Source organism: Pseudomonas sp., assembly GCF_049301935.1.
Classification (GTDB): Bacteria; Pseudomonadota; Gammaproteobacteria; order Pseudomonadales; family Pseudomonadaceae; genus Aquipseudomonas.
Genome location: NZ_JBAQLP010000069.1, coordinates 1 through 15,846 on the forward strand (window position 1 = coordinate 1; position 15,846 = coordinate 15,846).

The 15,846-nt window shown below is 62.2% G+C and carries 12 protein-coding genes and 1 pseudogene; 12 read left to right on the forward strand and 1 reads right to left on the reverse strand.

Annotated features, from left to right (window positions below):
* From WA145_RS10425 to WA145_RS10465, 9 genes are all read left to right on the forward strand, one after another.
* On the forward strand, positions 1-770 hold a 770-nt coding region (locus tag WA145_RS10425), incomplete at its 5' end, for a TRAP transporter large permease subunit (protein WP_422581513.1).
* A 208-nt stretch (positions 771-978) separates the two neighbouring features.
* Entirely contained in the window at positions 979-2,028 is a 1,050-nt protein-coding gene (locus WA145_RS10430; protein ID WP_422581514.1) for a TRAP transporter substrate-binding protein, read from the forward strand.
* Between the two features lie 287 nt (positions 2,029-2,315).
* Positions 2,316-3,689 carry a glutamine synthetase family protein gene (locus WA145_RS10435; RefSeq protein ID WP_422581515.1) on the forward strand — a complete coding sequence of 458 codons (1,374 nt, stop codon included), beginning with the start codon at positions 2,316-2,318 and terminating at the stop codon, positions 3,687-3,689.
* 37 nt (positions 3,690-3,726) lie between these two features.
* Entirely contained in the window at positions 3,727-5,115 is a 1,389-nt protein-coding gene (locus WA145_RS10440; protein ID WP_422581516.1) for an aldehyde dehydrogenase family protein, read from the forward strand.
* An 8-nt stretch (positions 5,116-5,123) separates the two neighbouring features.
* The gene (locus WA145_RS10445) at positions 5,124-6,293 is read left to right on the forward strand and encodes an iron-containing alcohol dehydrogenase (RefSeq protein WP_422581517.1); all 1,170 of its coding nucleotides are present in this window, start codon (positions 5,124-5,126) and stop codon (positions 6,291-6,293) included.
* 389 nt (positions 6,294-6,682) lie between these two features.
* Entirely contained in the window at positions 6,683-7,606 is a 924-nt protein-coding gene (locus WA145_RS10450) for an ABC transporter ATP-binding protein (protein ID WP_422581518.1), read from the forward strand.
* On the forward strand, positions 7,603-8,337 hold the full coding sequence (locus tag WA145_RS10455) for an ABC transporter permease subunit (protein WP_422581519.1): 735 nt from the start codon (positions 7,603-7,605) through the stop codon (positions 8,335-8,337). Before WA145_RS10450 ends, WA145_RS10455 begins: the two co-directional genes overlap by 4 nt.
* 8 nt (positions 8,338-8,345) lie before the next feature.
* Entirely contained in the window at positions 8,346-10,181 is a 1,836-nt protein-coding gene (locus WA145_RS10460) for a GldG family protein (protein WP_422581520.1), read from the forward strand.
* Positions 10,182-10,445: 264 nt separating this feature from the next.
* A complete protein-coding gene (locus WA145_RS10465; protein WP_422581521.1) occupies positions 10,446-10,634 on the forward strand; it encodes a 4-oxalocrotonate tautomerase in 189 nt (62 codons plus the stop codon).
* Between the two features lie 335 nt (positions 10,635-10,969).
* Here WA145_RS10465 and WA145_RS10470 read toward each other — a convergent pair whose 3' ends face one another.
* The gene (locus tag WA145_RS10470; protein ID WP_422581522.1) at positions 10,970-12,607 is read right to left on the reverse strand and encodes a diguanylate cyclase domain-containing protein; all 1,638 of its coding nucleotides are present in this window, start codon (positions 12,605-12,607) and stop codon (positions 10,970-10,972) included.
* 170 nt (positions 12,608-12,777) lie between these two features.
* On the opposite strand from WA145_RS10470, the gene prfB reads away from it, so the two are divergent.
* From prfB to WA145_RS10485, 3 genes and pseudogenes are all read left to right on the forward strand, one after another.
* A protein-coding gene (gene prfB, locus WA145_RS10475) for a peptide chain release factor 2 (protein ID WP_422581523.1) occupies positions 12,778-13,873 on the forward strand; the annotation gives its coding sequence in 2 pieces (ribosomal slippage) (positions 12,778-12,849 and positions 12,851-13,873; 1,095 coding nt in all).
* 144 nt (positions 13,874-14,017) lie between these two features.
* Positions 14,018-15,535 (forward strand): lysine--tRNA ligase, encoded by a 1,518-nt coding sequence (gene lysS, locus WA145_RS10480; protein WP_422581524.1) that lies wholly within the window; start codon positions 14,018-14,020, stop codon positions 15,533-15,535.
* A gap of 156 nt (positions 15,536-15,691) precedes the next feature.
* Positions 15,692-15,846: pseudogene (locus WA145_RS10485) on the forward strand (TetR family transcriptional regulator); the annotation flags it as partial.

The window sequence follows — 15,846 nt, forward strand, 5'->3', positions numbered from 1 at the left end:
TGGCCGGCCTGTTTGTGCTGTATATCGGCATTCGTTGCCGCTTGCAGCCCGAGCTGGGACCGGCCTTGTCCGAGGAGGAGCGCGGGCAGATCAGCCGGCGCGAGAAGCTGCTGTTGCTCAAGGCCGGGATCGCGCCGCTGTTTATCTTCTTCTGCATGACCGGGCTGTTTCTGATGGGCATCACCAGCCTGGTGGAAAGCTCGGCAGTCGGCGCGGCGGCGGCCACCCTGATGGCGCTGGTCAAGGGCCGTTTGACCCGCAGCGTGATGGAAGAAACCCTGCGCAAGACCCTCGGTATCAGCTGCATGTTTATGTGGATCATCCTCGCCGCGCTGTGCTTTGGCGCGGTGTTCGACGGCCTCGGTGCGGTCAAGGCGATTGAAGCATTCTTCCTCGAAAGCCTCGGCCTGGGGCCTTGGCAGGTGCTGATCCTGATGCAGCTGTCGTTCATTCTCATGGGCATGTTCCTCGATGACACCGCCATGCTGGTGATAGTCGCGCCGCTGTATATCCCGCTGGTTGGTGCCCTGGGCTTTGATCTGGTCTGGTATGGCGTGCTCTACACCATCACCTGCCAGATCGCCTATATGACTCCGCCCTTCGGCTACAACCTGTTCCTGATGCGCGCCATGGCTCCGCCGGAAGTCTCGCTGCGCGACATCTACGTGTCGGTTACCCCATTCGTGCTGATCATGGTGCTGGCGCTGGTGCTGGTCATGGTCTTCCCGCAGATCGCCCTGTGGTTGCCGCAGTGGCATTACGGTGGGTGAGCACATGAGCTTCAGCTGTAGGCCAGCGCAGTCGTACCTGTAGAAGCCAGTGAGGATTGCTACGGCCTGTGCTGCTTATGCCGTACGCAATCCTCAAGGGCTTTGTCGCAATCAGGTGCAGGTTGCCCCTCTGAAAACCCTGCCAGTGCCCCGTGGGCCAGGCAGTGCGGTTGTATGCCATCTGAATCGACACATCGGAGATAACAGCATGAGTACGAGACGCAGTTTTCTGAAAACCGCCGCGGTGGCCACCGGGGCAGCAGGGGCAACGGCATTGGGTTCGGCGCATATCTACGCCGCCGAGCCGAAGAAAATCGTCTGGCGCCTGCAGACCTATGCCGGCGCGGCGCTGGGCGAGCATGTGATCAAACCCTCCATCGATGCCTTCAACAAGGCCGCCAATGGCGAGATGGAAATTCAGCTGTATTACGCCGACCAGCTGGTGCCCACCGGCGAGCTGTTTCGCGCCATGCAGAAGGGCACCATCGATGCGGTGCAGAGTGATGACGACTCTATCGCCGCGCCGGTGGATATCTCGGTGTTCGGCGGCTACTTCCCCTTTGCCACCCGTTACAGCCTGGATATCCCGGTGCTGTTCAACCAGTACGGACTCAACGAGATTTGGGCCGAGGCCTATGGCGAAGTCAAAGGCGTGACCTGGCTCGGTGCCGGCGCCTGGGACCCTTGCCACTTCGCCACGGTGGAGCCGATCACCAAGCTTGAGCAGCTCAAGGGCAAGCGCATCTTCACCTTCCCCACGGCCGGCAAGTTCCTCACCCGTTTCGGCGTGATCCCGGTAACGCTGCCCTGGGAAGACGTTGAAGTGGCGATGCAGACCGGCGAGCTGGACGGCATTGCCTGGTCCGGCATCACCGAGGACTACACCGTCGGCTGGGCCAACGTGACCAAATACTTCCTCACCAACAACATCTCCGGCGCCTGGTGCGGCTCCTACTTCGCCAACTCGGACAAATGGGCCGAGGTGCCCGAGCACCTGAAAACCCTGTTCAAGCTGTGCATGGACAGCTCCAACTACTACCGCCAGCACTGGTACTGGGGCGGCGAGGCGCAATTGCGGGTCGAGGGCGGCAAGCTGCAACTGACCTCCATCGCCGCCGAGGAATGGGCCACGGTGGAAGCCGAGGCGCTGAAATTCTGGGATGAAATCGCCAAAACCAGCCCGCGCTGCGCCCGTGTGGTGGAGATCTTCAAGAAGTACAACGCGCTGATGGCCAAGGCGGGCGCGCCCTATCGTTGATCGCGTTAAGCCGCCGGCAACACCACGCCCGCGCCGCAAGGTGCGGGCGTTTTGCTGCCTGTGGTGCGGCGACAGCGGCAGATATTTCCCGGATCAGCCAGCCAACTCTGCAATCCTGTACCACACTGAACAGGCTTTTTACCGGGTGTTCTAAACAGGTGTGGCTGCTGGTCGGGCGCGTTGTGCAGGGGTTGTTGGGAGGCGCCTGAAACGCTGTTGTTACCTGCAGGACTGACACCGGATGTCGGCCATAACGACAGCCATAACAACAAGAGACAGGTGCATTTATGCTCAATCCGCGAGACGTGAAAACCGTTCAGGATGCCAAGCGCATTGTCGAGGAGCGCGGCCTTAGCCATGTCAAGGTTGGGGTGTTCGATAACGATGGGGTGATGCGCGGCAAATACCTCAGTCGCAGCAAGTTCTTCTCTGCCCTCGACAGCGGCTTTGCCTTCTGCGATGTGGTGCTCGGCTGGGACGTCAAGGACCAGCTCTACGACAACGCCCAGTACACCGGCTGGCACACCGGCTACCCGGACGCGCCGGTGCGGGTGTTGCCGCACACCTGCCGCGACTTACCCTTCGAAAACGGCATGCTGCTGTTTATCTGCGAGTTTGCCGAGGCGGCGGAGAAGGTCTGCCCGCGTGGCACCCTGCGCCGGGTGATCGAACGCTGCAAGGCCATGGGTTTTGATGCCTTTGCCGCCCTGGAATACGAATTCTTTATGTTCGATGAAACCCCGGAGTCGGCCCGCGAGAAGGGTTTTCGTAACCTCAAGCCGTTCACCCCGGACTGGTTTGGCTACTCGATGATTCGCAACTCGGTACACGCCGAGCTGTACCACGAGATCCTCGAAATGGCCGAGCGCATGGACTTTCCCATCGAAGGCCTGCACACCGAAACCGGCCCCGGCGTGCTGGAGGCCGCCATCGCCTATGACCGCGCCGAAGCCGCCGCCGACAAGGGCGCACTGTTCAAGACCTTTATGAAGGTGCTGGCCCAGCGCAACGGCCTGATGGCCACCTTTATGGCCAAGTGGTCGGGCAAGTATCCGGGGCAGAGTGGGCACATTCATGTGTCCCTGCGTGATCTGGCCAGCGGCAAGTCGGCGTTCTTTGATCCGAGCCAGGCGCACAATATGAGCAAGCTGCAACGTCACTTTCTCGCCGGGCAGCAGCGCCTGATGCCGGAGTTACTGTGCATGGTGGCGCCGACGCTGAACAGCTATCGGCGGCTGATTCCCGGCTTCTGGGCGCCCACCGATGCCACTTGGGGCGTGGAAAACCGCACCGCTGCGCTACGGGTGATTCCCGGTACGGACAAATCCCAGCGCCAGGAATATCGCCTGGGCGCGGCCGACGGCAATCCGTTTTTGGCCCTCTCGGTGGCCCTCGGCTCGGGCCTGTACGGGGTGATGCAGCAATGGGAACCGACCGCGCCAGTGGTGGGTAATGCCTATGCCATGCAGCACCCGGAAGAACTGGCCCTGCCGCGCACCCTGTGGGATGCGGCGCAACGGCTGAAGGCCTCGACGGCGGCACGGGAGCTGTTTGGCGATGAGTTTGTCGAGCACTTTGCCGCCAGTCGTGAGTGGGAAGAGCGCGAATACCGCCGGCATGTCAGCGACTGGGAGTTGGATCGCTACTTCGAAATTATCTAGCGCGGCCCAGGCTGGTTGGGCTGCTGGAGTCTTTTCAATGAGCAAACTGCAATGCATTTCACCCATCGATGGCTCGGTGTATGTCGAGCGCCATCTGGCCTCCAATCCGGAAATTCAGGCGGCGCTGGTCAAGGCCGAACTGGCGCAGCAGGCCTGGAAGAACACCCCGCTGGCCGAGCGCATCGCCATCGGCCGCAAGGCGATTGCCGCGTTCGCCGCCAAGGAAACTCAGCTGGCCGAAGAGCTGTGCTGGATGATGGGCCGGCCGATCCGCTATGCCGCCGGCGAAGTGCGCGGCTTTGTCGAGCGTGCCAGCTATATGGCGGATATCGCCGAACAGGCCCTGGCGGATATCCAGGTGCCGGAAAAGCCCGGTTTTATTCGCTTTATCCGCCGTGAACCGCTGGGCGTGGCGCTGGTGATCGCGCCGTGGAATTACCCCTATCTGACGGCGGTAAACGCGGTGATGCCGGCGCTGCTGGCCGGCAATGCGGTGTTGCTGAAACACTCGGCACAAACTCCGCTGTGCGCCGAGCGCATGGTCGAGGCCTTTAGCGAAGCCGGTTTGCCGGACGGGGTATTTCAGTACCTGCACCTGAGCCATGGTGAAACCGAGGCGCTGATCCAGGCGCCGAGCATCGCCCACGTCGCCTTCACCGGCTCGGTGCCGGGCGGCACCATGGTTGAGCGCGTCGCGGTGGGGCGCTTTCTCAGCATCGGCCTGGAGCTGGGCGGTAAGGACCCGGCCTATGTGCGCGCCGACGCCGACCTGGCCCATGCGGTGGAAACCAGCATCGACGGGGCGTTCTTCAACTCCGGGCAATCCTGTTGCGGCATCGAACGCATCTATGTGCACGAATCGCTCTACGACGCCTTCGTCGAGCAGGCGGTGGCGTTGGTCAAGCAATACAAGCTGGGCCGCTCCGATGACCCGGATACCACCCTTGGGCCGTTGGTGCGTGCCGAAGCAGCGGATTTTGTCCGTGGGCAGATTCACGATGCCATCGAGCAGGGTGCTACCGCGCACATAGTGCCAGCCGACTTTGCCCTGGATCATCCCGGCTCGCAGTACCTGGCGCCGCAGGTGCTGACCAATGTGCACCACGGCATGCGGGTGATGACCGAGGAATCCTTCGGCCCGGTGGTGGGCATCCAGAAGGTCAAGGATGACGAAGAGGCCCTGGCGCTGATGAACGATAGCGAGTTTGGCCTCACCGCCGCCATCTTCAGCCGTGACGTCGACGCCGCCATGGCCCTGGCCGACCGAGTGCAGGCGGGCACGGTGTTTCTCAACCGCTGTGATTACCTCGATCCGGCACTGGCCTGGACCGGGGTAAAGAACTCCGGGCGCGGCTGCAGCCTGTCCAGCGTCGGCTTCGAGCATGTGACCCGGCCGAAATCCTTCCACTTCAAGACCCAGCTGTGAGGCGCGCCATGGACCTGAATCACTACCGCATGAACTGGAATTACCCGACCTCGGTGCGCGTCGGCGTTGGCCGTATCGGCGAGCTTCCGGCGGCTTGCCGGCAACTGGGCATGAGCGCGCCGCTGTTGGTCACCGATCCCGGCCTGGCCGCCTTGCCGATGATCGATCGGGCGTTGCTGCACTGCCGTGATGATGGCCTCAAGGCCGGTCTGTTCCATGGCATCAAGGGCAACCCCACCGGGCAGAACGTGATGGATGGGGTGGCCGCATTCAAGGCTGGCGCCCATGACGGGGTGATCGCCTTTGGCGGTGGCTCGGCGCTGGATGCCGGCAAGGCCATCGCCCTGATGGTCGGCCAGGATCGACCGCTGTGGGATTTCGAGGACATCGGCGACAACTGTGAGCGCGTCAATGTCGCCGGCATGGCCCCGGTGGTCGCGGTGCCAACCACCGCTGGCACCGGCTCGGAAGTCGGCCGCGCCTCGGTGATCACTGACGATGCCGCGCATATCAAACGCATCATCTTCCATGCGCGCATGTTGCCGGCGCTGGTGATCCTCGATCCGGAGCTGACCCTCGGCCTGCCGGCCAAGATCACCGCGGCCACGGGCATGGACGCGCTGTCGCACAACCTGGAAGCCTTCTGCTCGCCGTTGTTCCACCCCATGGCCGAAGGCATCGCCCTGGAAGGCATGCGCCTGGTGCAGCAGTACCTGCCGCGCGCGGTAGCCAAGGGGGCGGATGTCGAGGCGCGCCTGCAGATGCTGGTGGCCTCCAGCATGGGCGCCACCGCATTCCAGCGTGGCCTGGGTGCCATGCATGCCCTGGCCCATCCACTCGGCGCGCTATATGACGCCCACCATGGCCTGCTCAACGCGGTGCTGATGCCCTATGTGCTGGTGGCCAACCGCGAGCGCATCGAGCCGCAGATGGAGAAAATGGCGCGTTACCTGAACCTGACCAAGCCTGGCTTCACAGGGGTGCTGGAGTGGGTGCTGGCGCTGCGTGAGCAGGTCGGCATCCCGCACAGCCTGGGCGAGATCGGCATTGATGACACGCGCATCGAACAGGTCGGGCAGATGGCCGAGGTCGACCCCTCTGCCGGCACCAACCCGATTGCCTTTAGCGCTGCGCAATACAGTCAGTTGTTCGAGAAAGCCCTGCGCGGCACGCTGTAGAGCGGCTGTTACTGCGATTAAGCGACCTCGCGTAGGGTGGGTTAGGCGCGTGCTGCCGATAGCGATGATCCAGCAAGACCCGTCGCGCCGTAACCCACCATCGGCGCAACCTGGCATAGCGCCTGCTGGGTTACGCGGCGCGCCACTATGGCGGTGCCTGATTACTCTGCGCGTGGCACCGCTCACCCTCTCGACGCTGTTCGCCTGTTTGAGCAGGCGGCTGTGACTCACGCAGCGCCTGGTTGCGCGGTAGCGAACAGATACATGACCCGCCGGTTCTTGGCTTGCGCTGGCCGCGCGTGACTCCTTATAGTCCGCCGGCACATAAGCGCCCGGCTTGCGTCAGTACCGGCTGCAAGCAGGGCCTGTTACCGCAATGGTGAGAGGCCATGATCGAAATAAAAAACCTAACCAAGCGTTTTGCGCAGCACACGGCTGTTGACGACCTGTCCTTCAGCGTTCAGCCCGGTGAAGTGCTGGGCTTTCTCGGCCCCAACGGCGCCGGCAAATCCACCACCATGAAGATGCTCACCGGCTTTCTTGCGCCGACGTCCGGTAGCGCCAGCATCCTCGGTTTCGATATCCAGAAAGACCGCCTCAAGGCCCAGCGGCAGATCGGTTATCTGCCCGAAGGCGCGCCGTGCTACGGCGACATGACGGTGCGCAGCTTCCTCGAATTTATTGCCGAGGTGCGCGGTTTCAAAGGTGCGGCGAAGCACGAACGGGTGGCCAAGGCGGTCGCTCAGGTCGAGCTGGACGCTGTGCTTGAGCAGTCGATTGAAACCCTGTCGAAAGGCTTTAAGCGCCGCGTCGGCTTGGCCCAGGCGATTCTGCATGATCCCAAGGTGCTGATCCTCGACGAGCCCACCGATGGCCTCGACCCAAACCAGAAGCATCAGGTGCGCAAGCTGATCCAGAGCCTGGCCTACGACAAGATCGTGATCATCTCCACCCACATCCTCGAAGAGGTTTCAGCGGTGTGCACCCGCGCGGTGGTGATCGCCCATGGCAAGCTGCTGGCCGATGGCACGCCGCTGGAGCTGGAGAGCCGCTCGCGCTATCACCAGGCCGTCACCCTGGTGGCCGCAGAGCCGCTCGATCAGGCCGCTCTGGCTGCCTTGCCGGGGGTTGCCTGCGTGGAAGAAAACCACCTGGAGCACAGCCTGAGCATCCTGGCCAAACCGGGTGAGGTGATCTTCCCGCAGGTCAATGCGCTGATCGCCGAACGCGGTTGGCAGGTTAAGGAGTTGAATGTCGAACGCGGGCGGCTGGATGAAGTGTTCCGCAGCCTGACCCGGGGGGAGAGCGTATGACCAAGCTGTCGGTGATCTTCAAACGCGAGCTGGCGAGCTACTTCGCCACGCCGCTGGCTTACGTGTTTATCCTGATTTTTCTGGTGCTGTCCGGGGTGTTCACCTTCTACCTGGGCGGCTTCTTCGAGAGCGGCCAGGCTAACCTGGCGCCGTTCTTCAACTTCCACCCCTGGCTGTACCTGTTCCTGGTGCCGGCGATAGCCATGCGCCTGTGGGCCGAGGAGCGCAAGAGCGGCACCATCGAGCTGCTGATGACCCTGCCGATCACCCGCTTCGACGCGGTCACCGGCAAGTTCCTCGCCGCCTGGGCCTTTGCCGGGCTGGCGCTGCTGCTGACCTTCCCGATGATCATCACCGTCAACTACCTGGGTGAGCCGGACAACGGCGCGATCATCACCGGTTATATCGGCAGCTGGCTGCTGGCCGGTGCCTATCTGGCGATTGGCTCGTGCATGTCGGCGCTGGCAAAGAACCAGGTGATCGCCTTTATCCTCGCGGTTGGCCTGTGCTTCCTGTTTATCGTCAGCGGCTTCCCGATGGTGCTCGACGCCTTCAGTGGCTGGGCGCCGCAATGGTTGGTGGATGCCGTGGCTTCGCTGAGCTTCCTGACTCGTTTCGATGCGATTAGCAAGGGCGTGATCGACCTGCGCGACCTGCTGTATTTCCTCACCCTGATCGCCGCCTGGTTGGCCGCGACTGCGGTGGTTATCGACCTGAAGAAAGCTGACTGAGGCCGCCCATGAAAAAGCTGATGGTTTCCAGCGCCGGGCTCGCACTCATTGCCCTGGCGTTTCTCGCCTTTAACCTGTTCTCCAGCGTCAGCCTCAGTGGCCTGCGCCTGGATCTGACCGAGCAGAAGCTCTACACCCTCTCCAGCGGCACCGAGCAGATTCTCGCCGAGCTGGACGAGCCGGTGGAGCTGAACTTCTTCTACTCCGACACCGCCACCAAGGATCTGCCGGCGCTGCGCACCTACGCCAAGCGTGTCGAGGAAATGCTCAAGGCCTACCAGCGCGAGGCCGCAGACAAGCTCAAACTGAAGATCATCGACCCGGCGCCGTTCTCCGCCGAGGAAGACCAGGCCGCCGAATTCGGTCTGCAGGGCATCCCGCTGCAGCAGGGCGGCGACTCGATCTACTTCGGCCTGGCCGGCAAGAACGCCGAAGGCCAGACCCAGGTGATCCCGTTCTTCGCCCTGGACCAGGAAGAGTTCCTTGAATACGAGCTCAGCCGTCTGGTGCAAAGCCTGGCCACGCCCGAGCGGCCGGTGGTCGGCGTACTCGCCGGCCTGCAGGTCAACGGCGGCTTCGACATGGCCGCGCGCCAGCCGACGCCGGCCTGGATGCTGATCGAGGAAATCCGTCAGCTGTTCCAGATCGAAAGCCTTAAGCGCGATGTCGACCTGATCCCCGAGAACGTCTCGGTGCTGTTGCTGATTCATCCCAAGCAGCTGCCCGAGCAAACCCTGTATGCAATTGACCAGTTCGTCCTGCGTGGCGGCAAGTTGCTGACTTTCGTCGACCCGTTCAGCGAGGCCGATACCCAGGCCGAAATGCCCGGCGAAATGGTCATCGACAAGACTTCTGACCTGCCGGAATTGTTCAAGGCCTGGGGCCTGCGCATGCTGCCGGATCAGGTGCTCGGCGACGGCTCCTACGCCATGTCGGTGAGCATGGGCCAGGGCCAACGCCCGGTACGCCATGCCGCCTGGCTGACGCTGCCGAAGCGTGCCCTGGATGCCGAGGACATCAGCACCGCCTCGCTGGAAACCGTCACGGTGGCCACCGCCGGCATACTGGAGCCGCTGGAAGGCGCGAAAACCCAGTTCACCCCGCTGATGCGCAGCTCGCAGTACGCCATGCCCTTTGATGCCAAACGCTTCGGCATGCTGGCCAATCCGGAAGAGCTGATCCGCGAGCTGCAACCCACTGGCGAGCGCTACACCCTGGCCGCGCGCATCAGCGGCCCGGCGCAAACGGCCTTCCCTGAAGGCATCGAAGGGCACAAGGATGGCCTTAAACAGGCGGACAATATCAACGTGATCGTCGTGGCCGACACCGACATGCTCACCGACCGCATGTGGGTGCAGGTGCAGGACTTCTTCGGTCAGCGCATTCCGCAGCCCTGGGCCGATAACGCCGGCTTTGCGATCAACGCCCTGGACAACCTGGCCGGCTCCGAAGCGTTGATCAGCGTGCGTTCGCGCGGTCGCTTTACCCGTCCGTTCGAGGTGGTGGACGCCATCCAGCGGGAGGCCGAGGTCAAGTTCCGCGAGCAGGAACAGGCCCTGCAAACCCAGTTGGCCGACACCGAGCAGAAGCTCGCGGCCCTGCAGCGCAGCGATGATCCGAGCAAAGCCCTGGAGCTGACCCCCGAGCAACAGGCCGCGGTGCAGCAGTTTGTGCAGCAGAAGCTGGCGATCCGCAAGGAACTGCGCGAGGTGCGCTACCAACTGAATGCCGATATCGAGGCCCTGGGCAGTACGCTCAAGCTGCTCAATATCGCCCTGGTGCCGCTGCTGCTGACCCTCGGCGTGCTGGCGCTGTGGCTGTGGCGTCGGCGCAAGCACGGCTGATTCCGCCTGTACCTGCAAAGGGCCGCTTAATGCGGCCCTTTGTTTTATTGACACAGAAGCGTGATGCTTTTGTAGGAGCGGGCTTGCCCGCGATCAAGGCCATAGAGCATCGCGGCCAAGGCCGCTCCTACAGGTATTTCAGCGTCTCAGCGCAGTGCAGCCAAAAACCGCAACTCACGCCATAATGCCCCGCGCACATGCGCCAAGCGGATCGCCGTGACCGATCTAACCAGTCCTGTTTCCCCTGTTTTGAGGATTAATTAGATGCCTACCCTCCTGGTCAAAATATTCGAAGGCCGCAGCGATGAGATCAAACGCGAGTACGCCAAAGCCCTGACCGATGCCTCGACCAAGGTCCTCGGCTGCGATGCCAGCGCGGTTGATGTGATTTTCGACGAGGTAAGAAAAGGCGACTGGGCCACCGGTGGCGTGATGTGGTCTGAGCGCGACTAGCGGGCGGCCATCACTACGACCCTGCCTCTATTGCGTGTTGCGAGGCGACAACCCCCAACGATCTATGCCAACGCCTGTTGGGCTGCGCTGCGCTCAGCGCCAACCCAGCGCGTGCATGCGACACGCAATGGCTACAAAGCCCCCAATAAGGGGGTGAGCGCGCGAGCCTGGCTAATCCCGCTCGCGCCCGTTACGGGGTTGACACCGATGCGCAGCAGGGCGCGGGGCGGTTCTCAACCCGCGGCTGGGCGGCGCTGGCGACAAGTTGGTGCCGCTGATCTAGCGAAATGGCGTGGGGTGTGCGGAGCTGTTGCGGCCTCTACAGGCTAAAAGTCTCAGTGTTTGTAGGCGGTGTGGAACACCACGCAGTGCTTGCCGGCATGTTTTGCCCGGTACATGGCCTGGTCGGCCAGTTCCAGCGCTTCGGCCAGGTTACTGCTGTCCAGTGGCCAGAGCGCACCACCGATGCTGCAGCCAACCTTGGCCTGATGGTTACCCAGGTCAACCGGTGCACTCAGCGCTGCCAGGGTGCGTTCGGCCACCAGCTGCGCCTGCGGCAGGGCTTCGCCAGCCGGCACTTGCAGCACCATCAGGAACTCATCACCGCCCAGGCGTGCGACCAGGTCACCTTCGCGCAGGCAGCCGCGCAGGCGCAGTGCCACCTCGCGTAGCAGCTGATCGCCGGCCGCATGACCGAACTGGTCGTTGATCGGCTTGAAACCGTCCAGGTCCAGATAGAACAACGCCAGGCAGTTGCCGCTGGTCTGGCTGCGTTGTTGCGCGCGCGGCAGATAGCTTTCCAGGGCGACGCGGTTGGGCAGCCCGGTGAGCGCGTCGTGGTGAGCGAGGTCCTGCATGACGCCGAGGGCGTTTTGCTGATGGGTCAGGCTTTCCACCAGGTGACGAATTGAATGGTTGAGCATCTCGATCTCGCGGGTGCCTTTCAGCTCGGGAATCGCGCTGATTTCACCGTCGCTGAGGCGGTCCGCCGCCTCGGCGATCTGCCGCAGTGGGCGGGTGAAGTAGCCGGCCAGCAGCCAGCCGAGTAGTGCGAACAGCAGCGCCAGGCCACTCCCCCACAGCAGGATGTAATGCCTGGTTTCGCGCGCCGGGGCATAGGCCTCATCCAGCGGCTGGCGGGCGATCACCGTCCAGCCCAGGCCCTTGTAATCCTTATAGCCCCGGCTCAGTGCCAGGCCAGTGAGGTATTGCTTGCCGTCCGGCCATTTCTGCACAGCCCAGAAGTCGTTGCGCTGCGTCAGTTGATTAAGGGCGGGCAGGTGCAGGCGCTGGCCGATCATTTCTCTGGGCGCGAGGAGGATGGTGCGGTCCTGGCCGATCACGAAGAACTCAATATTACGGCGCTTCTGGATCGGCCCGAGGATGGCCAGGCGCACTTCGTCGGCCCATGACCAGGACAGGTGCGATGCGAGCACGCCCACCAGGCGGCCATCTGGAGCGAACACCGGCAGGCTGATATCGACGAATTTCATCGCCTCGCCGGTCGGGTTGGGCAGCAGCTTGGCCAGCAGCACGGCTTCATGTACATCGCCGATAAATACGTCTTGCTGTGCTTCCAGATACACCGGCCGCTGGGCGATGCTGGCGCCTTCCAGTACACCATCGCTGGAGGCCAATACCTTGCCCTGCGCATCGCTAAAGCCGATCCAGGCGATGCTGGGGAACTCGCTCTGCAGGCGGTCGAGCAGTACGCGAACCTCGACGATATCGTCCGGTTCGGTCAGTGCGCGCAGTTTGCCGATCACCTGCAGCATGGCGGCGCGGCTCTGCATGTCGCGATCCAGGCGGTCGACCATCATAAAGGAGACTTCGGCGAGGTCGCGGCCGACCTCTTCGCGGATGCGCTGGGTGGCGTCATTGCCAATCAGGGTGCCGAGCAACCAGCTCAGGCTGGCGACCAGCAGGGCGATCAGGATGGCGAAACGACTACGCAGGCTGTGCGATGAACGCATGGCACGACGGCTCCTGGGGACGGGCAGGCATTGTACAGGTGCGCTTGAGTATAGTGCGCCGTTGGTCTGCCTTGCTGTGCGCCAGCGCCAATTGCGGGCTGCAAGGGCGGATTCGATTGGGCTATACTCGCCGGCTTTTCCGAAAGTTTGACCTACGAGTGCTGCCAGCCATGGAAATCAACCCGATCCTTAATAGCATCAAGGACCTGTCCGAGCGCACCCAGACCATTCGGGGGTATCTTTGACTACGATCACAAACATGATCGTCTGGTCGAAGTAAACCGCGAACTCGAAGACCCCAACGTCTGGAACAACCCGGAGTACGCGCAGAACCTGGGGCGTGAACGCGCTTCCCTGGCGCTGATCGTCGACACCCTGGATGACCTGCACGGCAGCCTTGCCGATTCGCGCGATCTGCTCGATATGGCCGTCGAAGAAGACGACGAAGGCGCGGTGAATGACGTGGCCGCCGAGATCGAACGCCTGCGCGAGATCCTCGAAAAGCTCGAATTCCGCCGCATGTTCAGCGGTGAGATGGACCCCAACAACGCCTACCTGGATATCCAGGCCGGCTCTGGCGGCACCGAAGCCCAGGACTGGGCCAATATGCTGCTGCGCATGTACCTGCGCTGGGCCGACAAGCGCGGTTTCGACGCCACCATCATGGAACTGTCCGCCGGTGAAGTCGCCGGGATCAAGGGCGCGACCCTGCATATCAAGGGCGAATACGCCTTTGGCTGGTTGCGTACCGAGATCGGCGTGCACCGTTTGGTGCGCAAGAGCCCGTTCGACTCCGGCAACCGTCGCCACACCTCGTTTACCGCGGTGTTCGTCTCCCCGGAAATCGATGACAACATCGAAATCGAGATCAACCCGGCCGATCTGCGTATCGACACCTATCGTTCATCCGGTGCCGGTGGTCAGCACGTCAACACCACCGATTCGGCGGTACGGATCACCCACGTACCGAGCAACACGGTGGTCAGCTGCCAGAACGAACGTTCCCAGCACGCCAACAAAGACACCGCGATGAAGATGCTGCGTGCACGTTTGTACGAGCAGGAAGTGCAGAAGCGCAACGCCGCCTCCCAGGTGCTGGAAGACAGCAAGTCGGATATCGGCTGGGGCCACCAGATTCGCTCCTATGTACTGGATGCCTCGCGGATCAAGGATCTGCGCACCAATATCGAGCGCAGCGACTGCGACAAGGTGCTTGACGGCGATATCGACGAATACCTCGTGGCCAGCCTGAAGCAAGGGCTTTAAGCCTAGAACCCAATCCTGTAGGAGCCAGCTTGCTGGCGATTCGGCGCCCAACATTGCGCCGACTCGCCAGCAAAGAGCATCGCCAGCAAGCTGGTGCCTACCAAACCACATTGGCATTTACGCGTCAGGGAGATTGAAACGACCATGAGCGACCAACAACTCGACCCACAAGCCCTTTCCCACGAAGACCAGCAGCAGGAAGAAAACAAGCTGGTTGCCCAACGCAAGGAAAAGCTTGCGGCCATCCGTGAGCAGGGCAACGCCTTTCCGAATGATTTTCGCCGCGACAACTACTGTGCCGACCTGCAGAAACAGTACGCCGAGAAGACCAAGGAAGAGCTGGCCGAGGCGGCCATTGCGGTCAAAGTAGCCGGGCGCATCATGCTCAACCGTGGCTCGTTTATGGTGATTCAGGACATGACCGGGCGCATCCAGGTCTATGTCAACCGCAAGACCCTGCCCGAAGAGACCCTGGAAGCGGTCAAGCACTGGGACCTGGGCGACATCATCTCTGCCGTGGGCACCCTGGCCCGTTCCGGCAAGGGCGACCTGTATGTGGAAATGACCGACGTGCGCCTGCTGACCAAGTCGCTGCGCCCGTTGCCGGACAAGCATCACGGCCTGACCGACACCGAGCAGCGCTACCGTCAGCGCTACGTCGACCTGATGGTAAACGAGGAGGTACGCCAGACCTTCCGCGTGCGTTCGCAAGTCATCGCGCATATCCGCAGCTTTCTGATGCAGCGCGACTTTCTCGAAGTGGAAACGCCGATGCTGCAGACCATTCCTGGCGGCGCGGCGGCCAAGCCGTTCGAGACCCACCACAACGCCCTGGATATGCAGATGTTCCTGCGTATTGCGCCGGAGCTGTACCTCAAGCGTCTGGTGGTTGGCGGCTTCGAGAAGGTCTTCGAGATCAACCGCAACTTCCGTAACGAAGGCGTGTCGACCCGGCACAACCCCGAGTTCACCATGCTGGAGTTCTACCAGGCCTACGCCGACTATGAAGACAACATGGACCTGACCGAGGAGCTGTTCCGCGAGCTGGCCCAGCTGGTTCTGGGAACTACCGACGTGCCGTATGGCGACAAGCTGTTCCACTTCGGCGAGCCGTTCGTGCGTCTGTCGGTGTTCGACTCCATCCTCAAGTACAACCCTGAGCTGAGCGCTGCCGACCTGACCGACCTCGACCGCGCCCGTGAAATCGCCAAAAAAGCCGGCGCCAAGGTGCTGGGCTTCGAAGGCCTGGGCAAGTTGCAGGTGATGAGTTTCGAGGAGCTGGTCGAGCACAAGCTGGAGCAGCCGCACTTCATTACTCGCTACCCGTTTGAAGTCTCGCCGCTGGCCCGTCGTAGTGATGATGATCCGAGCGTTACCGACCGCTTCGAGCTGTTTATCGGTGGCCGCGAGATCGCCAACGCCTACTCCGAACTCAACGACGCGGAAGACCAGGCTGCGCGCTTTATGCAGCAGGTGGCCGACAAGGATGCCGGCGACGATGAAGCCATGCACTATGACGCCGACTTCGTCCGCGCCCTGGAATACGGCATGCCGCCGACCGCCGGTGAGGGCATTGGTATCGACCGTCTGGTCATGCTGCTGACCAACTCGCCATCGATCCGTGACGTGATCCTGTTCCCGCATATGCGCCCGCAAGCCTAATGCTGATAAGCCGCCTCCGGGCGGCTTTTTATTAACTGGTTTTTTCTGGCCGGCCAGCCATGGCGGCGTTTTTTATTAACGGCCAGTGGATTAATTTTGCGATTTATTGACTAAGGCATTAGTGATCGTGAATAACCGACAGAGGATCGTCTTGCTGTGACCGTCAAGCCCGCCCCAGAAAGTGCCACCCTGGTGGCCAACGCCGTTGCCGAGAGCGTGCAGTACCAGGGCCGCAAAGCCAGCCGTCAGGGCAGTGAACAGCGTCGCCAGGCCATTCTCGATGCCACCATGCGCATTATCGTGCGTGAAGG

Coding starts and splice junctions, on each gene's coding strand:
- WA145_RS10455 (WP_422581519.1), top strand. CDS start 7,603: ATGACCAAGCTGTCGGTGATCTTCAAACGCGAGCTGGCGAGCTACTTC.
- WA145_RS10430 (WP_422581514.1), top strand. CDS start 979: ATGAGTACGAGACGCAGTTTTCTGAAAACCGCCGCGGTGGCCACCGGG.
- WA145_RS10450 (WP_422581518.1), top strand. CDS start 6,683: ATGATCGAAATAAAAAACCTAACCAAGCGTTTTGCGCAGCACACGGCT.
- lysS (WP_422581524.1), top strand. CDS start 14,018: ATGAGCGACCAACAACTCGACCCACAAGCCCTTTCCCACGAAGACCAG.
- WA145_RS10435 (WP_422581515.1), top strand. CDS start 2,316: ATGCTCAATCCGCGAGACGTGAAAACCGTTCAGGATGCCAAGCGCATT.
- WA145_RS10460 (WP_422581520.1), top strand. CDS start 8,346: ATGAAAAAGCTGATGGTTTCCAGCGCCGGGCTCGCACTCATTGCCCTG.
- WA145_RS10470 (WP_422581522.1), bottom strand. CDS start 12,607: ATGCGTTCATCGCACAGCCTGCGTAGTCGTTTCGCCATCCTGATCGCC.
- WA145_RS10445 (WP_422581517.1), top strand. CDS start 5,124: ATGGACCTGAATCACTACCGCATGAACTGGAATTACCCGACCTCGGTG.
- WA145_RS10465 (WP_422581521.1), top strand. CDS start 10,446: ATGCCTACCCTCCTGGTCAAAATATTCGAAGGCCGCAGCGATGAGATC.
- WA145_RS10440 (WP_422581516.1), top strand. CDS start 3,727: ATGAGCAAACTGCAATGCATTTCACCCATCGATGGCTCGGTGTATGTC.